Below are 23,041 nucleotides of genomic sequence, written 5' to 3'. Positions count from 1 at the left end.
TGTAATTCTTATTTTGCGATTTATAAGTTTTAAAACTTTATATCGGTATGAGATATATTTCTCAAATGTAAATTATTGAATCTAATGAGTGTTAAATATTTTTGTATACTGTTTTTGTTAAATAATTATTAGGTTATTTTTGGTATATTTCGAAATAATTTAAACCCAATCTAAATAATCCATATCGCCCATGAAAAATAAATACGTAAACACCCCATTTTTGTATGTAACATTAGCTTCATTTCTTTTTATAGGAAATGGATATGCTGGCGCTACTGAAACCAATTTAGGAGCAGCAGTAGAGATCTATGCTACTGATTTACCCACTTATAAGCCTTTAAATAGTTTTGGTTCGTTTATTATGCGAATGGATCAAAAAAGCAAGTTAACCGAGTCAGAATTTTTAGCAAAAGCGAATGAGTTTTTTGGGCTTCATGAAACAAATACTTTTGCATTGCGCAATAGTTATACGGATGCTTATGGCATCGTACACAATACGTATCAACACTACGTTGGAAACTACCCCGTTCAAGGACAGATGTTTATTGTACACAATAAGAATGGAAAGGTAACAGCAGTAAATGGTACTATTGTAAACATAGAAAATAAAAAGAGCGTTTATAGCTTAAGAGCTAATGTAAATAGAAAACCGGCTATTTCAAGTACACAAGCAGTGAGTATTGCCTATAAAGCCAATCAAATTACAACTGATCCTGATACAGTAGAAAACTATCCTATTGAAACAGTATTTGCGCTATCTGCAAAGGAAGAAGGTTTGTTTGTTTTATCTTATAAAGTTAGAGTAGATGAGATATCTTCGAAAAGAGTGATGAGTAAAAACGTTTTTGTGAGCGTTGAAAATGGAGAAGTAATTAATGAAATTTCTTTAATTGCACATGCAAATATACCTGGAGTAGGAGATGGATATTACCGTTCAAATTTACCTTTAGGATTAACTGAAGTTAATGGTAAATATCAGTTAATTGACAATGAAAGAGGAATCACTACGTATGACGCAAGAACAATGAGAAATGAACGTGATTTTCCTTATGGAAGAGGTCCCGTAGTTGAAAATGCAACGACTAACTTTCCTAAATATGCAGCCAATGAGGTGCATTGGGGATTGGCAAGTACATATGATTATTACAAAGAAATTCACAATCGCCTAAGTTACGATGGAAATGGGGCAGCTATTAAAGCCTATTACGATCCAAAATTTTTAGATAATGACGTAAATTCTGGTCTTCCAGAGAATGCGTATGCAATGCCTGTAGGGCGAATGAGCTATTTAGTGTTTGGTAGAGGAGGAAGTTTTTTCAACCCCTTGGTTAACTTAGATGTCTCCGCTCATGAATTTACGCATTTAGTTGTTGATAATAATGGCAACGGAGGATTAGACTATCAAGGAGAATCAGGAGCTCTAAATGAAGGGTTTGCGGATATCTTTGGAGCTTCTGTAGAACATTATGCTGTAAATGATCCGGATTGGTTAATCGGCAATGGCGTTGTAAAGGGGAGTTTTATGCCTTTTATGAGAGATATGCAGAATCCTAAAAATAATCGTCAAGGTGGAAAACAACCCAATACGTACAAAGGAGAACATTGGGCTAACACAAGTCAATGGGCTGGAGATAATGGTGGAGTTCATACCAATAGTGGGGTAATTAACTATTGGTATTATTTGGTAAGTGAAGGAGGAGCTGGAGTGAACGATCTTGGAAATGACTACGTCGTATCTGGTGTTGGAATCAAAAAAGCAGAGAAAATTGCCTATGCATCATTAATGGGAGGTTTATCTAGTAATGCTCAGTATATTGATGTAGTTGAAGCAAGTAAATTAATTGCCGCAGATATCTATGGAGCAGAATCAGAAGAGTATTTTACAGTTTACGATGCTTGGTATGCGGTTGGTTTTGGCGAACGCCGCCCTAATATGGGAGTAGAGGATTTTGAATTGGAAGAAGATGTGTTTAGCCTCTATCCAAACCCAGTTACCAACGGTGAATTAACGGTGTTAACGAAAGATGATAAAGGTGTCGTTACGTTCTACAATATGGCAGGGCAAAAAGTAACCCGAGATTTCGCTGTAGAAAAAGGAGAAAATAAATTGAGTATCCCACAGTTGAATACAGGAAACTATATTGTGGTGTACGAAAGCAAGGAAAGAAAAATTTCAGAAAAAATAGTAGTGAGATAAAATTGAAGAACCGAGATAGTATATCTCGGTTTTTTTATGCCTTTTTATTGATCGACGAAATAGTTCAGTTTTATAGCTGCTGAACACTATTTTGATAAGTTAAATTGTTATGTTAATTTTTTTGTTAAGACGATAGTTTGTTTTTACCTATATTTAGACTTTAATCGTAAATGATAAAGTTTAAGCTATGAATAAAAAATACTTAAGTAGGTTTTCTCTTTATGTTGTACTTGGATTATTTCAATGGGCAGGATATGCCGATACCGTTGATCGAGCTAAACAACCACTAGAATTAGAAGAGTTTCAAACCACAGCACTACCAATTTATCAACCTTTAAATAGTTACGGTTCATTTGTTATTCGAATGGATCAAAAAACAAACCTTTCAGAACGAGAATTTCTAGCAAAAGCGACAGCTTTTTTTGGATTAAATGAAACAAATGCGTTTCAATTGATTCACTCTTATACGGATGTTTTTGGAAAAATACACAATACCTATCAACATTATGTCGGACAATATGCTGTAGAAGGGCAAATGTTTATTGTACATAGTGATAAGCATGGACGTGTAACGGCTGTTAATGGAACCATTATCAATATTGAAAATAAAAAAAGTTTCTATAGCCTAAAAGAGCATATCAATGCGAAAGGTGCTATTTCGAAAGAGAAAGCAATTAGTCTTGCTTTTCAAGCGAGTGATGTAGAAGAAAGCAAAAGAAAGGAGTATCCTGTAGAAACGGTTTTTGTAAAATCAACAACGCATGGCGGAGTTTTCGTACTGGCGCATAAGGTGCGTGTGGACGATTTTTCATCTTCTCGAATATTGAGCAAGAACGTTTTTGTTGGAGTGGAAAAAGGAGATATCGTTCAAGAATTTTCGCTCTTAGCGCATACAAGTGTTTTGGGAAGTGGAGACGGGTTCTATCGCGCTAATTTGCCTTTGGAACTCAAAGTAGAAAACGGTCGCTATCATATGATTGATGAAGATCGAGATTTGAGAACTTTAGACGGAACTATTCCAACAAACGCCTGGGAGATTTATCGCGGGTTGGGCTATGCCTTTAATCATTCAGCGCCTATTTTTCCGAAAAATCCTGCAAATGATGTGCATTGGGGATTGGCGAGAACTTATGATTACTATAAAGAAGTACACGACAGGTTGAGTTATGATGAGTTTGGCGGAAGTATTCGAGCTTTTTATAATCCCCTTGTGATGGATGGAGATCGATCGGGTTTTCCTAATAATGCTGTAGCTATACCACCTCCTTATAATGTAGTTGTTTTTGGTAGAGGAGCAGAGGAGTATAATCCATTAACGGGAATTGATATTGTCGGTCATGAATTTACGCATTTAGTAATTGGTAATAATGGGCGTGGAGGACTGACATACCAAGGGGAGTCGGGTGCTTTAAATGAGGGATTTGCCGATATTTTCGGAACGTCAATAGAGCATTATGCAGTAAAGGATGCGGATTGGTTTATTGGAACGGGTGTGGTAAAAAATAATCCGATTCACTACATGAGAAGTATGCGCGATCCAAAAGAAAGTGAGAATACAAGCAAACAACCGAATACCTATCAAGGGGAATATTGGATCGATCCGGAAGTTCAATGGGATAATGGAGGGGTACATTTTAACAGTGGTGTTATTAATTATTGGTATTATTTATTGTGTGAGGGAGGAAGCGGTGTGAACGATTTAGGAAATGAGTATACTGTATCGAAAATTGGGATGCAAAAAGCGGAGCAAATTGCTTACCTGACTTTACTGACACAGTTGGGGAGTAATTCTCAATATATTGATGCTGTAGAAGGAGCTTTAACGGCTGCCTTATCTTTGTATGGAGCAGAATCACAAGAGTATTTCGCCGTTTATGACGCTTGGTACGCTGTAGGTTTTGGTGAATCTCGCCCAAATATGGGAGTAGAAGACTTTGAGTTGACCGAAGAAGTGTTTAGCTTCTATCCAAACCCAATTACAAAGGGTGAATTGACAGTGTTGATAAAAGAGGACAACGGAGTAGTTGCGTTCTACAATATGGCAGGACAAAAAGTAACACAAGACTACGCGGTGGAAAAAGGAGAAAATAAATTAACTGTTTCTCAATTGAGTAGAGGAAATTACATCGTCGTTTACAAGAGCAAAGAACGAAAAATCTCAGAGAAGATTGTAGTGAAATAAAAACATAAAAAAACCGAGTCCAAAAATAAGGCTCGGTTTTTTTTGTATGTATTAGGATTTTTGTTCTTTGTTGAAATATACCAGGTAATAGTACATTTGTTTTTCCTCATCCCATCCTTTTTCTACAAACTTATCTGCACTTTCAGGGTTGATGAAGTCAAGTTTAATCTGAATATTCGTATCTAAATTAATGACGTTTTTAATCTTTTTACGCGCATCAGAAACTGCATTATTTGCAATAGGGAAGGATGTTGTATCTTCAATGCTGTATTTTTCTCCCTTGTCTACTTTGTAATTTTTAAACTCAGAAATTAAATCTGGATTGTCAATTACTTCGTTTAAGAAATTCGTTTCTTCAAATTCATCGTTCTTAGCAAAATAGTTAACAGAGCGATTCATGAACATCACTTCTTCTTTTTTATCTTCTGCTGGTAAAACAACATCTTTTGCAAAATCTTGACAGAATTTTAAGTATTTTTTCGTCATGAAAGCTTCATCTTGGAAGATATCTACACTTAAAAAGTGCTCCAACCAATAGCGAGCATCATAACGGTTGCTATCAATAGTTAGGATTTTATATCCTTCTTCTTTCTTGTAATTGAAGATAATACAACCTTTATCTAACTTGTTTAAGTTAATCCCTTGTTGTAAAATCATCTCTAAGTTTGAACCGTTTTCTTGGAATTGCAAGAAATCAGATTTAATCTCACTTTTAAAAATTCCAATCGCGTCTACCACATTGTTGTCAATCGAAGTATTCGTTAGATAAGTAACGTAAACCTCTCCATTTTTGATGTGTGGATGATTGGATTGTTCAAATAAGTGTTTGGTTATTTTTTGAGAGATCTCATGCGCTTTTTCAGAAGAAGGAGCGTTAAATAAATCTGCTGCATAGTTAAACATATCGTTGAATTCTAAATCAACATCATGAACAAATTGGAAATAACTTTCTTCTTTCTCACGGAAAGGTTTGAAGAAATACTCTTTTAATAAAGGAGCAATTTCGTCGTTTAAGCTATAAGGTTCATCTGATAAAAAGATGGCTTCGTTTCTACTTTTATTTCCAACTCTGTGGATAGATAAAGTTTCTACGTGTGCATTAAAAAGGTTGATCATAAGATTAAATATGTAGTAGATCGTTTATAGATCTGTTATTTTATATGTGAAAAAAATTAATTCCAATTATCCTCTCCATAGTCTGTAAAGCTATCATCGCCTTCAAACATATCGTAATCTTCCTCGTCGTAATCATCGTCAAAATCACCAAAAATATCGTCATTGGATACAGGATCAGCTGCGAATGATTTGGTTGGGATATAATCTGGTAAAATTCCATGAGAGAACAACAACTCCGGATATAAAGCACCAGGTTCTTCTTCTTCAACGGCAGCTAATTCAACAAAGAAAGTCCACATATTAAGAAAATCATACACGTAAATGATTTTGGTTTGATCTTGATCTAAAACAGTGTTAATAGGTGTTGATCCCATTGTTTTTCCTGTCTCTTGATCATCGCTCATATCAAAAAGAGAAATCTCTTCTTCTTGTTGAGCCCAGCTATCATCACAAGCATAAAATGAAGCAGCTTCCATGCCGTCAAAGCCGAAAGCATTTATAATAGCATTGTGTAAATCCTCTAAAGTATCGTCTTCTAAAATAGCGATATCGCGAAAAATATCTTCCTCAGTATCAAGGATAACTCTGAATTTATAAACCATAATTTTTTTAACCGATTAGAAATGCAAATTTATAATTATTATTAAGTCTTTAGGTATAAATCAGGTCTTTTTATTAACAGTTGGAGCAGTAGTTTCTCTTGGTTGGAAATCAAAACTTTACTGCATTTTACGGTTCATCCTATTAATAGTACAGTTCATCCACTCTTATTTTTATCTTCTTTTTAATCGATTAATCTTTGCATAGTAAACCAACCAACATACCTATGAAATTTATATTTTTGATTATTGTAATGTTGACGCAATTTGCCCTTCAAATGGGAACTATTTGGTCTGTGAGTCCTTCTTATAGCCAAGATGAAACGAGCAAAGTAAGGTCAACGGAAAAAGAAGAAGTGGAAATTCCATCAAAGAAAAACAAAGCGGATCGTAAACAGCATGAAAAATAATTATTTTAAAATCATTCTTTTAGCCTTTATAGTATTCATCCTTTTTACGAAAGTGCTCAAGCTGCATTTTATGGATTTATCCTTGTTTTTGGGTTATCTCGTCTCTTTTGTAGGGGTTATTGTTTTGGTGAACCAATATTGGAAAGAAAATTTTTGGCAGAAGTTTGCAAAGTCATTGGATGGAAAGGAAAACAGCGTTCACAAAGTCACAGCAATTGTCACGGCTATCAATTTCGGATTTATTTGGATGGTATGCCTAGCTTTAAAGATTTTTGATGTACACTTTATAGGTAATAGAACCTTCTATTATTTCATGGATTCCAGTAGTTTTAGCGCTATTTTCAGTACGGCTTTTTTCTTTAGTATTCTCGTGTATATTTACTATTATACTTACTTTACTTCTCTAGACAAGAGAATGAGTATTAACGAGCAAAAGGTAATCACAGGAAGTGTCTCGGCTCAATTTGAAAGTTTGAAAAATCAATTGGATCCTCACTTTTTGTTTAATAGCTTGAATGTACTCAATGCCCTAATTGAAGAAAATCCTGAAAAAGCACAAGAATTCACCAGTGGATTGTCCAAAACCTATCGCTATATTTTAGATCAAAAAAACAAAGAACTCGTGCCCTTAGAGGAAGAGTTGGATTTTGCGAAAACGTATATTGAATTGCTGCAAATGCGCTTTGAAGAAAGTTTGACCTTTGAAATTGATCAAGATATCAAACAAGAAGGGGCTAAGGTTGTTCCTTTGTCTTTGCAGTTATTGCTGGAAAATGTGATTAAACACAACAAAGCAACTTCTACCAAACCGCTTCACATTGTAATCAAACAAGAAAGTGGTTACTTGGTTGTGGAAAATAACCTAAACCTGCGTCAAGTCAATGAAGATCGAAAGGGAATTGGATTGACAAATATTGCAGATCGCTACGGCTTACTCACAAAGAAACCGATTAAAGTAGAACAAACAGAAACAACATTTACCATACGAATTCCTATATTAACTAAAATTATTGAACCGATGAGAATAATTGACGTACAAGAAAATGAACAAGAAATCTTGATTCAAGCAAAGAAAAATGTAGAGAAAATAAAGAAGTTTTATGCCCATCTCACGATGTATATTATGGTGAATACCTTTTTAATCGTCTTGAATTTAATGACTGATACAAGGTTTATGTGGAGCTTAATTTTTGTATTCTCGTGGGGAATTGGACTGGTAGCTGATTGGATGAAGACGTATAACTATCACTTTTTCTTGGGAAAAGACTGGGAAGATCGCAAAATCCGCGAATACATGGAGCAGCAGAATAAACGTAGTACGAATTGGAAATAAAGAAAATAATGGATTTCTATAGCACAGAAGTAGAACAAAAATATGGGCGTTATAAGCAACAAAGAAGGAACTATCTGAAAAGGCTTTTTATTCAAGTTGCTGTGTGGTTGCTATTCACAGGTGTCATGCTTTACCAACAACTCGTGGGGTTTGCCGATGTACTAATAGGAGTTCATACGCCTTTATATAAAAGTTCGGAACGTCCGTTTTATGAATTACCTTTGTGTTGGTTGCTGCTAATTGTAATACAATTTATCTTTTACTATGCAGAGCAAATACCCTATTTGAGCCATTGGCAAGATTACTTGGAACGCAAAGAGTTTAAGCGCCTAAAGAATACGTACGAATATCAATTGAAACTAAAAGATGAAACCACTTCGAATTATCATTATTGAGGATGAAAAACCAGCAGCACGCTTGCTTGAACGCAAAATTGAAAAATTGGGCTACCAAGTTCTTGATAAATTAACAAGTGTAGAAGAAGCGGTACAGTGGTTTCAAGAAAATGAAGAACCAGATTTAATCTTCTTAGACATCCAATTGTCTGATGGATTATCGTTTGAGATTTTTGATCAAGTGATAGTCAAAAGTGCTATTGTTTTTACCACAGCGTATGATGCTTACGCCTTGCGCGCTTTTAAATTAAATAGTATTGATTATTTGCTAAAACCTATTAGTGATGCCGATTTAAAAGGAGCAATTGACAAGTTTAATGAGCAACGCGCTTCTTTCTTTGCTTTTACTGAGCAATTGAACTTGTTCAAATCTTTTTTATCTGCTGCACCCAAAGAAAACAAAGAGCGCTTTTTAATTAAAATAGGAACACAGTTGAAGATTGTTCCTATTTGTGAAGTGGCTTGTTTTTATAGTACCAACAAAATCACGTACCTCAAAACCAAAGAAGGCAGAGATTATATCCTCGATCAATCACTAGATGAAATCGAAAAAACAATAGAAGCAGAACAATTTTTTCGCATTAGCCGCAAACACATCGTGGCTGTAGATGCTATTAAAGAGATTGTGGCTTATAGCAATTCCCGATTAATATTGAGTTTACAGGTTGATTTTGAGGAAGAATTAATCGTTAGTAGAGAGAAAGTTAACGATTTTAAACTTTGGCTAAGTTAAGGGATTTAAGTTTTTATTGAAAAAAACTACGAATATTCAACTATTCTTGATTCATGGAGAATATTAACTAATTTATTAACGCCACTTCTTTTTGATATCTTGATTTTATTAATACTTTTACGAGGACGTAAAATTATAAATCATTCATATGAAAAAATTCGCAGTTGTTTTGCTAGCCTTAATGATGTTTTCATGTAAGCAAAATAATACAATAGAGATTACTACGAAAGATGTAGCTGATGATACAAAAGTAGAAATCATGACTTCAGAATTAGGTAATCCTTCTCCAACCGTTGTTTATACTGGAACAGTAAAAGATAATAAATTGGTTTTTGAAAATCCATTTACGGAATTTGAAGAAGCGTATATGGTGTTAGGTGGAGAAATGCAAAACAATGTGTTCTTCATTGGAGAACCAGGTCATATTACAATCTCAATTGCCAAAGACGAACCAACGGAAACGGTATTAGGAGGAAGTGAAAACAACCAAAAGCTTCAAAAATTACAAGATGAAGTAAAGCCAACGGTTACAAAATTACGAGCGTTTATTGACGAAAATCAAATGACTTTAATGCAATTGAGCCAGTCTACGGATGAAGCTGATCGCGCTAAACTTGAGACGCTTCAAAATGAATATACAGGCTATATTGAAAGTATCAATGCAGTGTATAAAAAACACCAACAAGAGAATGCAAATAATATTTTTGGATTGTTGTTGCTTTCTCAACAAATGATGTCTTCTCAAGATGGAGAGACTGATTTTGTAAAAGAGTTTGACAAATTTACTGCTGAATTAAAAGAGTCAAAAGTTGGAAAGAAAATCGATTCTATGCTTAAAATGATGGGCTTAACAGAAGAAGCTGCAGGTTTAAAAGTAGGGGATATCGCTCCAAATTTCAAAAGTAAAACACCAGCTGATAAAGAATTATCACTAGAAGAATTCAAAAAAGGAAAAAAATTAGTCTTAATTGATTTCTGGGCTTCATGGTGTGGACCTTGTCGTGTTGAGAACCCAAATGTAGTTAAGTTATACAATGGATTTAAAGACAAAGGATTAGATATTATTGGAGTTTCTTTAGATAAAGACAAAGACAAATGGCTACAAGCAATTGAAAAAGATGGTTTAGTTTGGGGACAAGTTTCGAACTTACAATTTTGGAATGATGAAATTGCCGCTGAATATGGAGTGAAAGCAATTCCAGCAAACTACTTAATCAACGAAAAAGGAGAAATCTTAGCGATCAATTTATATGGTGAAGAATTATACCAAAAAGTTGAAGAACTATTAAAATAAACAAGATAATTTCGGTGTAAAACAGAAATTTGAAAAGATAAAAAAAGCAACAAGTTTAAACTTGTTGCTTTTTTTTATGAGCATAAGTTCAAAAGGAGAGAGAAGGAGGGTAGTTGGAAATAATGTTAAAAATATTTTGAATATGCTGTTTTTTCTGCTGTTTTTTTAAAGATTATAAAGAAAAATAAAGGTGGAAATAAAGATGAATGAATGAGGGATATCGCTTTTTTTAGCTTTTGGGACTAATACAAGGGTTAAATTGTGATTATCGTTTTATAGTCTTAAAATATAGATTAGATCATTAATCTTTTATATTAATTGAAATGTATAATCGTATAAATCGCACTATGTGTTTAAAAACATGTCAAATATTAATAAAAAGTTCTATTTTTAAGCAGCTAAATAAACGTTTGAGAAATGACAACAGAAGATTCTAATTTGGACAGAATCAAATTCGGTCCGTATAGAGATCGAATTCTATCTGCAGAAGCTGCAGCCTTATTAATTCACGATAAAGCTATTGTAGGAGCGAGTGGTTTTACTAAAGCAGGAGATAGCAAATCAGTGTTACCTGCTTTTGCTCAAAGAGCAGCAACTGAAAAAGTGGCTATCACTTTAATTACTGGGGCTTCTCTAGGCCAAACAACAGATGCCGACTTGGCAAAAAACAATGCTTTAATCCGAAGAATGCCCTTCCAGGCAGATTCAGATCTAAGACACGCAATTAATAGTGGACAGGTTAAATATATCGACCAACACTTAAGCGAAACGATTGAACAATTACAAGAAAAACATATTCCACAAGTTGAAATTGCAATCATTGAGGCAACCTATATCAACGAGGAGGGTTTTATTATTCCTACAACATCAATTGGGAATTCGGCCTATTTTGCCAGTGTTGCCAAAAAGATTATTGTAGAAGTTAATACCGCTATTCCTTTGAGTGTAGAGGGCATTCACGATAATTCTGTGCCAAAGAAACAGCCGCGAAGAGAAATGATTCCGATTCACACCGTTAAGGATCGTATCGGAGAGTCTTTTATTCGTTTAGATCCAGATCGCGTAGTAGCAGTTGTTTTTTCAAGTATAGAAGATACTCCTGCTGTTTTACCAGAACCAGACGTGAAAACCACAGCAATATCAACGCATTTGTTGAATTTCTTTGAAGCTGAGGTGAAAAAAGGTAACCTGACAGAAGCTCTGTTGCCTTTACAAGCGGGAATTGGAAAGGTCGCTAATGCGGTTTTAACTGGATTTATTGATGGGCCATTTAAAGATTTAACCATGTATTCGGAAGTGTTACAAGATAGTACGTTCGACTTGATTGATTCTGGAAAAATGACGTTTGCTTCAGGTTCATCCATTACAGTGACAGAAGCTTGTTATGAAAAAATAATTAACAACTTTGATCAGTATAAAGATAAATTGGTGTTGCGCCCACAAAATATTAGCAATGCTCCCGAAGTGATCAGAAGATTGGGGATTATTGCGATTAATACGGCTATCGAATTTGATATCTATGGCAACGTGAATTCGACACATATTAGTGGAAGTAAAATGATGAATGGTATTGGAGGATCAGGAGATTTTGCGCGAAATGCCTATTTGAGCATTTTCGTTACACAGGCTGCTTCAAAAGAAAATAAGATTTCGCACGTATTACCTATGGTCTCTCACGTGGATCATACTGAACACGATGTAGATATTTTAGTTACCGATCAAGGATTAGCTGATTTACGTGGTTTATCTCCTCGTGAACGCGCAGAAGTAATTATAGAAAATTGTGTGCATCCAGACTATAAACAAGAATTGAGAGATTATTTTGAACGCGCCAAAGCATTAGGTGGTCATACACCCCATATTTTAGAAGAAGCATTCAAATTTCACACCCGTCTAAAACAAACAGGTTCTATGAAATCATAGCCATTAAAATCTCTACCAAACGCGTAGAGATTTTTTTTTCTTCTCTATAATTTCCCAATCTTTAAGACGTACTTTTTACTATCTTAGCAGTAAAATGTATAGGACGTATAAAAATGAAAGAAGTTAGAATGGTTGGTGTACCGGAACACTTTAATTTACCTTGGCATTTGTGCTTAGAAAATGGAGAGTTTAATGCTGTTGGAATTGATTTACAATGGACGGATATTCCCGAAGGAACAGGTAAAATGTGTCAGATGTTACGCCAAGGAGAAACAGATTTAGCTATCATTTTATCTGAAGGAATTATCAAAGACATTGCAGCAGGTAATCCTACGTTAATTATACAAGAATATGTAGCTTCTCCTTTGTTATGGGGAATTCACGTGGCCGCAGATTCACCCTTTCAAACCATTGAAGATTTACAACACAAGCGAATCGCTATTAGTCGATTGGGTTCGGGATCACATTTAATGGCTATTGTTCACGCTAAAAAAATGAATTGGAACCTAGAAGAACTTGAGTTTGTCGTTGTCGATACTTTGGATAAGGCGGTTATAGCGTTGCAAAATAAAGAAGCGGATTACTTTATGTGGGAACGCTTTATGACACAGCCTTTAGTAGATCAACACGTATTTAGAAGAATCGGTGAATGTCCGACACCTTGGCCTTCTTTTGTCCTAGTTGGTCGTCGTGATTTTGTGCAACAACACCCAGCCTTAGTCGAACATCTAGTGGAGGTGATTAACGCTACAACCTCAGAATTTAAATCTATACCTAGTATTGATCGAACACTAGCCGAGCGATATCATCAAAAGGTTGAGGATATCAATACGTGGTTATCGCTGACGCGTTGGTCTCAGAAACAAGTATCAAAAGTCAATTACAACAAAATACAACAACAATTAGTCGATTTGAATTTAATCGATACACCAAAGCAATACGAAGAAATTAAAATGTAATTTTTTTCTGACTTACAGATGAACAATCCAGAAGTACAAATTATTAAAAAGAAAAAAAAATGGTATGAGTACCTGAGAATTCCTTCTCCATGGGACTATATCATTATTTTTATATTGAACGTACTCCTAACGATTCCGGTATTTATTATCGTGCATCAAAATATAATCGATCCAGAATGGCCCTATCACTTAGACCGTATTTTGCTTTGCGTAGTGATATTAGCCGCTTTCCAGTTTATTTTATCTAAACTGAAAACGATATTGTTTATTTGCATCTTGGCGTACCTGGGTATTTTCTTTGTGGGAACATCACACGAAGACTACGATTTAGAATCTATTTTTGAGGATTATCGCGTGATGATTTACGCCATGGCGAGTACGCAAAATCCACAAGACTTAATCATCGCTAAATTATTGCCTTTTCCCAATAAGTCTAAGGTGATAAAGGCGATTGAATACGATAACCCCAAGGTTCGAAATTTTGCTTTACTCGCAACGACGAAGAATTTCTCTAAGGTTCAGGGCTATGGCGAGTATAGACAAATCATTCAGTGTTTGGCTATTTTTAAAGAAGTGCGTACCCGTTGGAATTACGTCAATGATCCCAAGGGAAGAGAATATATTGCTACGGCTTCAGAGTCGCTCATTCACTTTTCGGGTGATTGTGATGATTATTCTATTCTTATGGCAGCCTTGATTCGCTCTATCGGTGGTACTCCTCGTTTAATACACACCAAAGAACACATGTATCCAGAAATGTTGATTGAAAACAAAGCTCATTTAGAAAAAGTTATTTTCTTGATTAAAGAGGTTCTATTTGTAGAGGAAAGTAAGGGGAAAGAGGTACATTATCATGTGGATGAACGCGGGCAAATCTGGTTAAATCTCGACTATACCGCTCGTTATCCAGGAGGACCTTTTATGTCTGAGGAAATCTTAGGACAGTTAACGATGAATTAATCAATAGAAATTTAAAAAACAATGGATATTACGAACACAACAGCGCTTTTCGCAGGAAGTATTTTCGGTGCGTTAGCTATTATATTTGGCGCTTTCGGTGCGCATGCATTAAAAAAACACATGGATACTGAACGATTAGAAAGCTATGAAACAGGTGTGAGGTATCAAATGTATCATGCGCTTTTACTGTTGATTATTGGAGTTTTACCTCAACGTGAATACACGTATTATGCCACTAATTTAATTATACTCGGCGTGATTTTATTCTCTTTTAGCATCTATGGATTGGTATTAAGTGCAACTTTTGGCAAAAAGATAAAAGTACTAGGCCCCATTACACCTATAGGAGGTTTAGCGTTGGTAGCAGGGTGGATTATGTTGCTTTTGTCCTTTTTGTTTTTGTAATTCTAGTTAAATAGAGTTAATTTGGTGAATTAAAATAAATGCTATGAAAATATGTACACAGTGGCTTTTGCTTGGGATAGCAGTAGTGCTCACTTCTTGTAATTCGAAAACGCAGTTTGAAATAGAGGGTATACTCGCCCATGTACCTGATGGAGAAATGATCTATTTGAGTCAAATAGCTGATACCAATGCAGAAGAATTAATCAAGTTGGATTCAATTATAGTAAAAGATGAACGGTTTAAATTTGTTGGTAAAATAGATCAACCTACGTTAGGTTATTTATCTTTTCGCGATCAAAAGGGAAGAATACCCTTGTTTATTGAAAGTGGAAAAACAGAAGTAAACATCGATCAAGAAAACTTTACTTCTTTTGCTTTAAAAGGAACCCCTAATAATGAAACGTTAAGTGAGTTTGAGCGAAACCTAAGTTTGTATAAGTACAATCTGCTTTCTTATCAAGGACAACAGCAAACCGTTTATATGGAAGCAATGCAACAAAAAGACGAGGAGAAAATGCAGCAAATTCTACAAGGATATAAGAAATTGCAAGAGGATCAAAATATCTTTATTGCCAATTATTTAGAGCAGCACCAAACGTCCTTAACTGCACTTTATTACCTATACTACACGAGTAAAGACGATTTTACACAACTGAAAATGGTGTATGACAACCTCTCAGAAACAGACAAGAAGTCTAATCTAGCACAGTTAGTTGAAGAGAAAATAAAATAATTTCGCATAAAGTAAATAAAATAAGCCCTAAAAAGATAGATACTTTTTAGGGCTTATTTTATTATATCGCGTCTAAAACTATTTTGCTTAAGAATAGAAGAGAGAGAACATAAAGGGTTGGACTCACGTCTTTGTGTTTTTGGGTTCCGATTTTAAAGAGTGTATAGCTCAACATACCAAATACAATTCCTTCGGCAATGCTGTAGGTAAAAGGCATAAAAACAATGGTTATGAAGGCGGGTAAAGCTTCTGAAAAATCAGAAAAATCAATATTGACCACAGCACTAATCATAAATAAACCGACTATAACTAGCGCTGGTGCTGTTGCAGCCGCCGGAATAATTAAAAATAGAGGGGCTAAGAATATCGATAAGGCAAACATTAGTGCAACGCTTACTGCCGTCAGACCTGTTCGCCCACCAGAGGCTACTCCAGATGCACTTTCTACATAAGAAGTGACAGAACTAGTGCCTAGTACTGCACCAAAAGTAGTTCCGATGGCATCGGTTAACAACGCTTTTTTCATCTGTGGAAAATTACCGTCTTTATCTGCTAGTCCTGTTTTTGAAACAACGCCAATTAATGTGCCAATCGTATCAAAAAGATTGACAAATAAAAAGGTAAAAACGACAATCAACATATCTATAGAAAAGACACTATGTGCTGTTTCTGGCGAAAATAAAAACGACAAGGCCTTGCCAAAAGTTGGTTCCATCGAAGGTGGTGCGGTAATTAAATGGGTTGGAAATTGTACATCGCCGAGTACAACCCCAAATAAAGTAGCTACTATAATTCCGATTAAGATAGAACCATTTACATTTTTAATTAACAAAATCCCAGTAACTAAAAGACCAGCTAGGGCAATCCAAACGCTGTGTTGACTGAAATCTCCTAAGGTTACTAATGTGTTGGGATTGCTCACCACAATGCCTGCACTCTTTAATCCGATTAACGTAATGAAAAGCCCAATTCCAACGGGAATAGCCTCTTTTAAAACTTTTGGTATATTGTTGACAATAAGTTCTCTAATATTGAAAATTGTCAATACAAGAAAAATTAGACCCGCAAGAAATACACCTGTCAAGGCAAATTCCCAACTATATCCCATAGTCAAAACTACAGTATAGGCAAAAAAGCTATTCAGTCCCATACCAGGAGCTTGTGCAATGGGTAATTTAGCCATCAATCCCATCAATAAAGTTGCGCAAACGGTAGCAAGGGCTGTGGCCATAAAGACCGCTTGTTTATCCATTCCTGCATCGGCAAGAACGTTGGGATTAACAACTAAAATATAAGACATCGTTAAGAAAGTAATGACACCTGCCATCATTTCTTTTTTGATTGAAGTATTGTGCTTACTTAGCTGAAAGTAATTTTCTAAAAAGGTTTTCATTCTGTTGTTGTATTAGCGAGCAAAAGTAGCAAGTTTTGACCAAAAAAGAAGGTCAAAACAAAAAGCAAAAGCGTAAAATTAAATGGTAATTACTAATCGCGTACCGCGATCAATCGTTTTATTCCACACTTTTTCAATGGTTTCTAAAGGATGTACTTCCGTTTGGATGTGCAACTTTCCCTGTGCTGCCAATAAGAACATTTCGGGTAAAATAACTTTGTTGAAAACAATGAGTTCTTCTTTGGTTAAACTCCCAAAACCAGAGCCCATTAACTGAATATCTGTACTGCGGAGAATAGCGGAAGTCAACAGAATTTCCTTGCCTGCCATATCTCCTGCGGTTACAATTTTAACGGTGGATGCTAAATGAGCGATATCATTGCCTTTGAAAGCATTTAATATGGCTTGAAAAGGTTTTCCCCATAAATAATCAATTACAACATCAATAGGTGTTTGGAGGTGAATGGCTTTTATTTGTGCCGTTAGCTCTTCTTCGTCTTCAGATAAAACGAGGGTTTGTGTTGCCCCATAATCTTTTAGATGTTCTAATACCGCTTGGTTTCTTCCTGTGACAATAATTTCTTTTGCCCCATAATGTTTGGCGATTTGCACCCCTACTTGTCCTGTTACTCCGGTAGCTCCATTGAACAATACGTTTTGACCTTCTTGCAATCGCGCGCGAATGATAAGCGGCATGGCTGAACCTAAAATAGCATTGGGCAAAGCTGCAGCCATAGCATCGTCTAAATCCTTGGGTACTGGCGTATAATTGCCGGAGATAATCGCCTTTTCCGCAAGCATCCCCGTAATCCCTTGCCCGTAAACTTTCGTGCCGTCTTCTAAATATCCAACGCCATCGTTGCCTACAACAGCGGGCAAATTCACATAGCTAGCGTAGTGTTTACCACTTACACGTGCTTTGTCTAAATTTTTTACTGCAGCGGCTGTGACAGACAAGAGATGTTGGTCTTCTTGTTGTACTGTGGGTTCTTCTATCTCTCCAAATTTAGGTACTTGACCTAATTCATATAAAATGGCTCCTTTCATGAGAATCTTCTTTTGTGAGCTAAAAATACGATTTTTAAAAGTAGGAGAGTGAATTGAGTCGAATTAAAAAACAAGAAGAATAAAGCTGTTAAATAATGCTAAATCACATCAAAACAATAGAACCGCAGATTACATAAAATGAGATTAATATGTATCTTTGTTTTTTTGCACAAAATTATGTCTAAAGTAGAAGATTTTATTGAAGTTTTAGGAGCTAGAGTTCACAATCTAAAAAATATTGATATCCGTATTCCACGAGAGAAGCTCGTTGTTATTACAGGATTGTCGGGTTCTGGTAAATCATCCTTGGCTTTCGATACAATATATGCAGAAGGTCAACGTCGCTATATTGAGACGTTTTCCGCCTATGCAAGACAATTTTTAGGTGGTTTAGAACGACCCGATGTAGATAAAATTGACGGATTATCTCCCGTAATTGCCATTGAACAAAAAACAACCAATCGCAGTCCAAGATCTACAGTAGGAACCATTACGGAGATTTATGATTTTTTGCGTTTGCTTTATGCAAGAGCAGGAGAAGCGTATAGTTATAATACAGGAGAAAAAATGGTCAGCTATACGGACAGTCAAATCCAAGAGTTGATCCTCCAAGATTTTAAGGGCAAAAAAATCAATATTCTCGCTCCTGTAGTGCGTTCGAGAAAAGGACACTATCGTGAATTGTTTGAGCAAATTGCCAAACAAGGATTCCTGAAAGTGCGCTTGGATGGTGAAATCAAGGATTTAGAATATGGCATGAAAGCCGATCGTTACAAAACACACGATATTGAAATTGTGATCGATCGCTTGGCTGTGGATGAGAAAGAAGAAATAGTACAGCGTTTGGCAGAGAGTATTCAAACGGCAATGTACCACGGGGATGATACGATTGTTATTTTGGATCAAGAAACCCAAGCGGTGCGCTTTTTTAGTCGCCATTTGATGTGTCCAACTTCGGGAATTTCATATGCAAAACCCGAACCCAATAACTTTTCGTTCAACTCGCCTAAAGGCGCCTGTGAAGCGTGTAATGGGTTGGGAACGGTGCACGAGATCAATTACCACAAAATTATTCCAGACGCTTCTATTTCTATTAAAAAAGGTGGATTAGCACCACTTGGACCAGAGAAAAATACTTGGATTTTCAAGCAGTTAGAAACGATTGCACAGCGTTATAACTTCAAATTAGCAGATGCGATTAAAGACATTCCCGCAGAAGCCATGGCGGTTATTCTCAACGGTGGGCAAGATAGCTTCACGGTTGAACACAAAGTGGCCGGAATTTCTAAAAACTACAAGATTGATTTTGAAGGGATAAACAACTTTATTAAAAATCAATTTGAAGAAAGTGAAACGGCTTCGATTAAGCGCTGGGCTAAAGAATATATGGACGAAATTGATTGTCCATCGTGTAGTGGCACACGCCTGAAAAAGGAAGCGTTGTACTTTAGAATTGCAGATAAAAATATTGGAGAACTAATTCAGATGGATATTGAGCATTTAATTGCTTGGTTCGCTGATATAGCAGATAAGCTTTCAGATAAACAAAGGAGTATAGCCGAAGAAATTCTCAAAGAAATCAACACGCGATTATCGTTTTTGAAAGATGTAGGCTTGACGTATTTATCGCTAAACCGAAGTTCAAGAACCTTATCAGGTGGTGAAGCTCAACGCATTCGTTTGGCTACGCAAATCGGTTCTCAATTAGTGGGTGTACTCTATATATTGGATGAGCCAAGTATTGGGTTGCATCAACGAGACAATGAGCGCTTGATTAAATCACTCGAGTCATTGCGTGATATTGGAAATTCTGTCTTGGTGGTAGAGCACGATAAGGATATGATAGAACGAGCAGATTACGTGATTGATATCGGTCCTTATGCAGGAAAAAGAGGAGGGCAAATCATCAGTACCGGAACACCGCAAGAATTGCTGAAAGAACATACCCTAACGGCAAAGTATTTGAATGGAGAATTAGAAATTCCCGTGCCTCAAGAACGAAGAAAAGGCAACGGTAAGTCCATCAAATTAGAAGGGGCAACCGGAAATAACTTGAAAAATGTAACCATTGAGATTCCTTTAGGAACGTTAACTTGTGTTACAGGAGTGTCAGGGTCTGGTAAATCAACCTTGATTAATGGAACGCTATATCCCATTTTGAATACCCATTTTTTCAACGCAGTGACCAAGCCTCAACCGTATAAGAAAATTAGTGGTTTAGAACATATTGACAAAGTAATTGGCATCGATCAAAGTCCAATCGGACGAACGCCAAGATCGAATCCGGCTACGTATACAGAGGTGTTTTCTGATATTCGAAATTTATTTGCCCAAACAACAGAAGCATCAATAAGGGGATATAAACCAGGGCGATTTAGTTTTAACGTGAGTGGTGGACGATGTGATACCTGTGAAGGATCTGGAGTTCGCACCATCGAAATGGGCTTTTTACCTGATGTGTATGTCGAGTGTGAAACTTGTCAAGGAAAACGCTTTAACCGCGAAACATTAGAAATCCGATACAAAGGAAGATCGATTGCTGATGTACTCGAAATGACAGTGGCAGATGCAGCGGAGTTCTTCGAAAATATTCCAAAAATCTACCGCAAATTGAAGACAATTAACGATGTTGGATTGGGGTATATCACCCTTGGACAGCAAAGTACAACGCTGTCAGGTGGAGAAGCACAGCGCATTAAATTAGCGACTGAATTGTCTAAAAAAGATACCGGAAATACGTTTTATATTTTAGATGAACCTACCACAGGATTGCACTTTGAAGATATTCGCGTCTTGATGCAAGTAATCAATACTTTGGTGGAAAAAGGAAATACGGTGTTGATTATTGAACATAATTTAGATGTAATCAAGTTGGCAGATTACATTATTGATATTGGATATGAAGGTGGAGCGAATGGTGGGGAAGTGCTAGCTAAGGGAACACCAGAACAAATAAGTAAAGTAAAGAAGAGTTATACCGCTCACTTTTTAAAAAAAGAACTTAAAAAATGATTGAATTATGAAAGAAAATTTAGGAAATGAAGAGGATAAAATCCAAGAAAAATTCAAACAAAAGTCTTGGACAGAAATAAAAACCAACGATTCTTGGGGGATTTTTAAAATCATGTCTGAGTTTGTGAATGGGTATGAAAAAATGGGGCGTATCGGACCTTGTATTTCTATTTTTGGTTCAGCGCGAACAAAAAAAGAAGATCCCTATTATAAACTAGCAGAAGAAATTGCATTCAAAGTTAGTAAAGCAGGCTATGGTGTAATTACAGGAGGTGGACCTGGAATTATGGAGGCAGGAAATAAGGGAGCGCATTTGGGAGAAGGCGTTTCAGTAGGATTGAATATTGAATTGCCTTTTGAACAACATTTTAACCCTTATATTGACAGTGATAAAAACATTCAGTTTGATTATTTCTTCGTGCGCAAAGTAATGTTCGTCAAATATTCACAAGGATTTGTTGTCATGCCTGGAGGATTTGGAACACTAGATGAATTGTTTGAGGCAATTACCTTAATTCAAACCAAGAAAATTGCAAAGTTCCCTATTGTTTTAGTGGGGACAGATTTTTGGGGAGGTATGTTAGATTGGATTAAAGACGTCTTGTTGGCAAAATATTCCAATATTTCACCAGAAGATATGAACCTGATTCAGCTGGTAGATACCGCAGATGAAGTAGTAGAACGCATTGATGCTTTTTATAAGAAATATACTTTAAAACCAAATTTCTAAAAGTAGAAGAAATACACAAGCATAAAAAAATCCAGTGGCAATTGTCACTGGATTTTTTGTATGTAGTAAAGCGTGTAAGCTCTATTTTAATTCTAGTTGAACTACGTTCTCCACGTGATGTGTTTGTGGAAACATATCTACAGGGCGAACTTTCGTTACTTTGTATTTTTCGTCTAATAAGGCTAAATCTCTTGCCTGAGTAGCCGAATTACAACTAACGTACACAATGCGTTTTGGCGCTACTTTTAAAAGCATTTCCACAACGTCTTTGTGCATTCCGTCTCTCGGTGGATCTGTGATGATAACGTCTGGGTGTCCGTGTGTAGCAATAAATTCATCGTTGAATACGTTTTTCATATCCCCAACGAAGAAATCACAATTGGTAATTTCATTGCGCTCAGCATTAATCTTAGCGTCAGCAATCGCTTCCGGAACAGCTTCAACTCCTACCACTCTTTTCGCTTTTTTAGAAACGAATTGTGCAATTGTACCTGTACCTGTATATAAATCGAATACTAATTCATTGCCCGTTAATTCAGCATAATCACGAGTAACTTTATACAATTCATAGGCTTGATCTGAATTGGTTTGATAAAACGATTTAGCGTTGATGCTAAATTTTAATCCTTCCATCTCTTCCAAAATATAATCGCGCCCTTTGTATAAAATAACGTCTTGATCGTAGATGGTATCGTTGGCTTTTGCGTTTACCACATATTGTAAAGATGTAATTTCAGGGAAAGTCGTTGCCAAGTGATCTAACAGCAATTCTCTCTCTTGTTTGTTGTCGTAAAAGAATTGAATCATGACCATGATTTCTCCAATAGAGCTTGTGCGAATCATCAAGGTACGCAACAAACCTTCTTGTTCTCTTGGATTGAAGAACGATAGGTTATGGGCATTGGCAAATGCTCGAATCTCATTGCGGATAGCATTAGATGGATCTTGTTGCAAATGACACTTTTGAATGTCTAAAATTTTATCCCACATTTTTGGAATGTGGAACCCCAATGCATTTTCCTTTCCTATTTCATCCCCGCTTGCAATCTCCTCCGGAGTTAACCAACGAGCATTCGAGAAAGAAAACTCCATTTTATTTCTGTAAAATAGCGTTTTTTCAGAACCAAGGATAGGTTCAAATTCAGGTAGTTCAATTTTTCCAATGCGCTTTAGGTTGTTTTGAACTTCTTGATTTTTGTAAAACAACTGTTGTTCGTAAGACATATTTTGCCATTTACATCCTCCACAAGCCCCAAAATGTTGACACACGGGTTCAATGCGGTTTTTAGAATAGCTATGGATCTTAATAGCGATGCCTTCGTAATAGGCTTTTCGCTTTTTAACGGTTTGAATATCAATAATATCTCCTGGAACAACATTGGGAATGAAAATTACTTTCCCATCAGGAGCCTTAGCTACCGAAACGCCTTTTGCACCTGCATCAAGGACTTCTACGTTTTCGAATACGATTCTTTCTGTTCTCTTTCTTTTCATGCCACAAAAATAGCTTTAATTTCTTTTGATGTACTTTTTTTATCTTTTTCTAAAGTAAGTTTTTATTTGTCTTAAATGGTTGTTTATGAGTTTGTTGTGTTTAGTTTTAAAAAGGAGATTCTAATT

Annotated in this window: 19 protein-coding genes; 14 read left to right on the top strand and 5 right to left on the bottom strand. The window is 36.0% G+C overall.

Annotation, left to right across the window (positions count from 1 at the left end; all coding sequences use genetic code 11):
• The first annotated feature begins 190 nt into the window (after positions 1-190).
• Together FBR08_RS01385 and FBR08_RS01380 are read left to right on the top strand one after the other, a co-directional pair.
• Positions 191-2,197, top strand: coding sequence for a M4 family metallopeptidase (locus tag FBR08_RS01385; protein ID WP_158960951.1), 2,007 nt, complete (start codon positions 191-193; stop codon positions 2,195-2,197).
• A gap of 187 nt (positions 2,198-2,384) precedes the next feature.
• Positions 2,385-4,379: a M4 family metallopeptidase gene (locus FBR08_RS01380; RefSeq protein ID WP_158960948.1), complete on the top strand. Its 1,995-nt coding sequence runs from the start codon at positions 2,385-2,387 to the stop codon at positions 4,377-4,379.
• Positions 4,380-4,430: 51 nt separating this feature from the next.
• On the opposite strand, the gene FBR08_RS01375 is transcribed toward FBR08_RS01380, so the two are convergent.
• Together FBR08_RS01375 and FBR08_RS01370 are read right to left on the bottom strand one after the other, a co-directional pair.
• Complete coding sequence (locus tag FBR08_RS01375; RefSeq protein ID WP_002991055.1) at positions 4,431-5,495, bottom strand: nucleoid-associated protein; 1,065 nt, start codon at positions 5,493-5,495, stop codon at positions 4,431-4,433.
• Between the two features lie 56 nt (positions 5,496-5,551).
• Entirely contained in the window at positions 5,552-6,097 is a 546-nt protein-coding gene (locus FBR08_RS01370) for an IS1096 element passenger TnpR family protein (protein WP_158960946.1), read from the bottom strand.
• Positions 6,098-6,321: 224 nt separating this feature from the next.
• Between FBR08_RS01370 and FBR08_RS01365 the strand changes: the two genes are divergently transcribed.
• The 10 genes from FBR08_RS01365 (at position 6,322) to FBR08_RS01320 (ending at position 15,239) form a co-directional block, all read left to right on the top strand.
• Entirely contained in the window at positions 6,322-6,504 is a 183-nt protein-coding gene (locus tag FBR08_RS01365) for a hypothetical protein (protein ID WP_233266189.1), read from the top strand.
• Positions 6,494-7,837, top strand: coding sequence for a histidine kinase (locus FBR08_RS01360; RefSeq protein ID WP_158960942.1), 1,344 nt, complete (start codon positions 6,494-6,496; stop codon positions 7,835-7,837). The genes FBR08_RS01365 and FBR08_RS01360 overlap by 11 nt, the downstream gene beginning before the upstream one ends.
• An 8-nt stretch (positions 7,838-7,845) precedes the next feature.
• Positions 7,846-8,232 (top strand): hypothetical protein, encoded by a 387-nt coding sequence (locus FBR08_RS01355; RefSeq protein ID WP_158960940.1) that lies wholly within the window; start codon positions 7,846-7,848, stop codon positions 8,230-8,232.
• Complete coding sequence (locus FBR08_RS01350) at positions 8,204-8,965, top strand: LytR/AlgR family response regulator transcription factor (RefSeq protein ID WP_158960938.1); 762 nt, start codon at positions 8,204-8,206, stop codon at positions 8,963-8,965. The genes FBR08_RS01355 and FBR08_RS01350 overlap by 29 nt, the downstream gene beginning before the upstream one ends.
• 148 nt (positions 8,966-9,113) lie before the next feature.
• Complete coding sequence (locus FBR08_RS01345; RefSeq protein WP_158960935.1) at positions 9,114-10,259, top strand: TlpA disulfide reductase family protein; 1,146 nt, start codon at positions 9,114-9,116, stop codon at positions 10,257-10,259.
• Positions 10,260-10,676: 417 nt separating this feature from the next.
• The gene (locus FBR08_RS01340; RefSeq protein ID WP_158960933.1) at positions 10,677-12,182 is read left to right on the top strand and encodes a succinate CoA transferase; all 1,506 of its coding nucleotides are present in this window, start codon (positions 10,677-10,679) and stop codon (positions 12,180-12,182) included.
• 113 nt (positions 12,183-12,295) lie between these two features.
• On the top strand, positions 12,296-13,141 hold the full coding sequence (locus FBR08_RS01335; protein ID WP_158960931.1) for a substrate-binding domain-containing protein: 846 nt from the start codon (positions 12,296-12,298) through the stop codon (positions 13,139-13,141).
• Between the two features lie 18 nt (positions 13,142-13,159).
• Positions 13,160-14,101, top strand: coding sequence for a transglutaminase domain-containing protein (locus FBR08_RS01330; protein WP_158960929.1), 942 nt, complete (start codon positions 13,160-13,162; stop codon positions 14,099-14,101).
• Positions 14,102-14,122: 21 nt separating this feature from the next.
• Entirely contained in the window at positions 14,123-14,506 is a 384-nt protein-coding gene (locus FBR08_RS01325) for a DUF423 domain-containing protein (protein WP_158960927.1), read from the top strand.
• A 43-nt stretch (positions 14,507-14,549) separates the two neighbouring features.
• Positions 14,550-15,239, top strand: a complete 690-nt coding sequence (locus FBR08_RS01320) for a DUF4369 domain-containing protein (RefSeq protein WP_158960925.1) — start codon at positions 14,550-14,552, stop codon at positions 15,237-15,239.
• Positions 15,240-15,300: 61 nt separating this feature from the next.
• On the opposite strand, the gene FBR08_RS01315 is transcribed toward FBR08_RS01320, so the two are convergent.
• A complete protein-coding gene (locus FBR08_RS01315; RefSeq protein WP_158960923.1) occupies positions 15,301-16,632 on the bottom strand; it encodes an NCS2 family permease in 1,332 nt (443 codons plus the stop codon).
• 78 nt (positions 16,633-16,710) lie between these two features.
• A complete protein-coding gene (locus tag FBR08_RS01310; protein ID WP_158960921.1) occupies positions 16,711-17,679 on the bottom strand; it encodes a quinone oxidoreductase family protein in 969 nt (322 codons plus the stop codon).
• A gap of 177 nt (positions 17,680-17,856) precedes the next feature.
• Between FBR08_RS01310 and uvrA the strand changes: the two genes are divergently transcribed.
• Both uvrA and FBR08_RS01300 read left to right on the top strand, forming a co-directional pair.
• Complete coding sequence (gene uvrA / locus FBR08_RS01305; RefSeq protein ID WP_158960919.1) at positions 17,857-20,691, top strand: excinuclease ABC subunit UvrA; 2,835 nt, start codon at positions 17,857-17,859, stop codon at positions 20,689-20,691.
• 7 nt (positions 20,692-20,698) lie between these two features.
• Positions 20,699-21,421, top strand: coding sequence for an LOG family protein (locus FBR08_RS01300; protein ID WP_158960917.1), 723 nt, complete (start codon positions 20,699-20,701; stop codon positions 21,419-21,421).
• A gap of 81 nt (positions 21,422-21,502) precedes the next feature.
• On the opposite strand, the gene rlmD is transcribed toward FBR08_RS01300, so the two are convergent.
• The gene (rlmD, locus tag FBR08_RS01295) at positions 21,503-22,915 is read right to left on the bottom strand and encodes a 23S rRNA (uracil(1939)-C(5))-methyltransferase RlmD (RefSeq protein ID WP_158960915.1); all 1,413 of its coding nucleotides are present in this window, start codon (positions 22,913-22,915) and stop codon (positions 21,503-21,505) included.
• Positions 22,916-23,041: the final 126 nt, after the last annotated feature.

Origin of the sequence: Myroides fluvii (assembly GCF_009792295.1) — a bacterium.
GTDB classification, from domain to species: Bacteria; Bacteroidota; Bacteroidia; order Flavobacteriales; family Flavobacteriaceae; genus Flavobacterium; species Flavobacterium fluvii_A.
Note: the sequence above shows the minus strand (reverse complement) of the source record. Positions and strands in the feature narration are given on the sequence as shown.

Coding starts and splice junctions, on each gene's coding strand:
- FBR08_RS01370 (WP_158960946.1), bottom strand. CDS start 6,097: ATGGTTTATAAATTCAGAGTTATCCTTGATACTGAGGAAGATATTTTT.
- FBR08_RS01365 (WP_233266189.1), top strand. CDS start 6,322: ATGAAATTTATATTTTTGATTATTGTAATGTTGACGCAATTTGCCCTT.
- FBR08_RS01350 (WP_158960938.1), top strand. CDS start 8,204: ATGAAACCACTTCGAATTATCATTATTGAGGATGAAAAACCAGCAGCA.
- FBR08_RS01320 (WP_158960925.1), top strand. CDS start 14,550: ATGAAAATATGTACACAGTGGCTTTTGCTTGGGATAGCAGTAGTGCTC.
- uvrA (WP_158960919.1), top strand. CDS start 17,857: ATGTCTAAAGTAGAAGATTTTATTGAAGTTTTAGGAGCTAGAGTTCAC.
- FBR08_RS01315 (WP_158960923.1), bottom strand. CDS start 16,632: ATGAAAACCTTTTTAGAAAATTACTTTCAGCTAAGTAAGCACAATACT.
- FBR08_RS01375 (WP_002991055.1), bottom strand. CDS start 5,495: ATGATCAACCTTTTTAATGCACACGTAGAAACTTTATCTATCCACAGA.
- FBR08_RS01325 (WP_158960927.1), top strand. CDS start 14,123: ATGGATATTACGAACACAACAGCGCTTTTCGCAGGAAGTATTTTCGGT.
- FBR08_RS01340 (WP_158960933.1), top strand. CDS start 10,677: ATGACAACAGAAGATTCTAATTTGGACAGAATCAAATTCGGTCCGTAT.
- FBR08_RS01380 (WP_158960948.1), top strand. CDS start 2,385: ATGAATAAAAAATACTTAAGTAGGTTTTCTCTTTATGTTGTACTTGGA.
- FBR08_RS01330 (WP_158960929.1), top strand. CDS start 13,160: ATGAACAATCCAGAAGTACAAATTATTAAAAAGAAAAAAAAATGGTAT.
- FBR08_RS01345 (WP_158960935.1), top strand. CDS start 9,114: ATGAAAAAATTCGCAGTTGTTTTGCTAGCCTTAATGATGTTTTCATGT.
- FBR08_RS01385 (WP_158960951.1), top strand. CDS start 191: ATGAAAAATAAATACGTAAACACCCCATTTTTGTATGTAACATTAGCT.
- FBR08_RS01310 (WP_158960921.1), bottom strand. CDS start 17,679: ATGAAAGGAGCCATTTTATATGAATTAGGTCAAGTACCTAAATTTGGA.
- FBR08_RS01335 (WP_158960931.1), top strand. CDS start 12,296: ATGAAAGAAGTTAGAATGGTTGGTGTACCGGAACACTTTAATTTACCT.
- FBR08_RS01300 (WP_158960917.1), top strand. CDS start 20,699: ATGAAAGAAAATTTAGGAAATGAAGAGGATAAAATCCAAGAAAAATTC.
- FBR08_RS01355 (WP_158960940.1), top strand. CDS start 7,846: ATGGATTTCTATAGCACAGAAGTAGAACAAAAATATGGGCGTTATAAG.
- FBR08_RS01360 (WP_158960942.1), top strand. CDS start 6,494: ATGAAAAATAATTATTTTAAAATCATTCTTTTAGCCTTTATAGTATTC.
- rlmD (WP_158960915.1), bottom strand. CDS start 22,915: ATGAAAAGAAAGAGAACAGAAAGAATCGTATTCGAAAACGTAGAAGTC.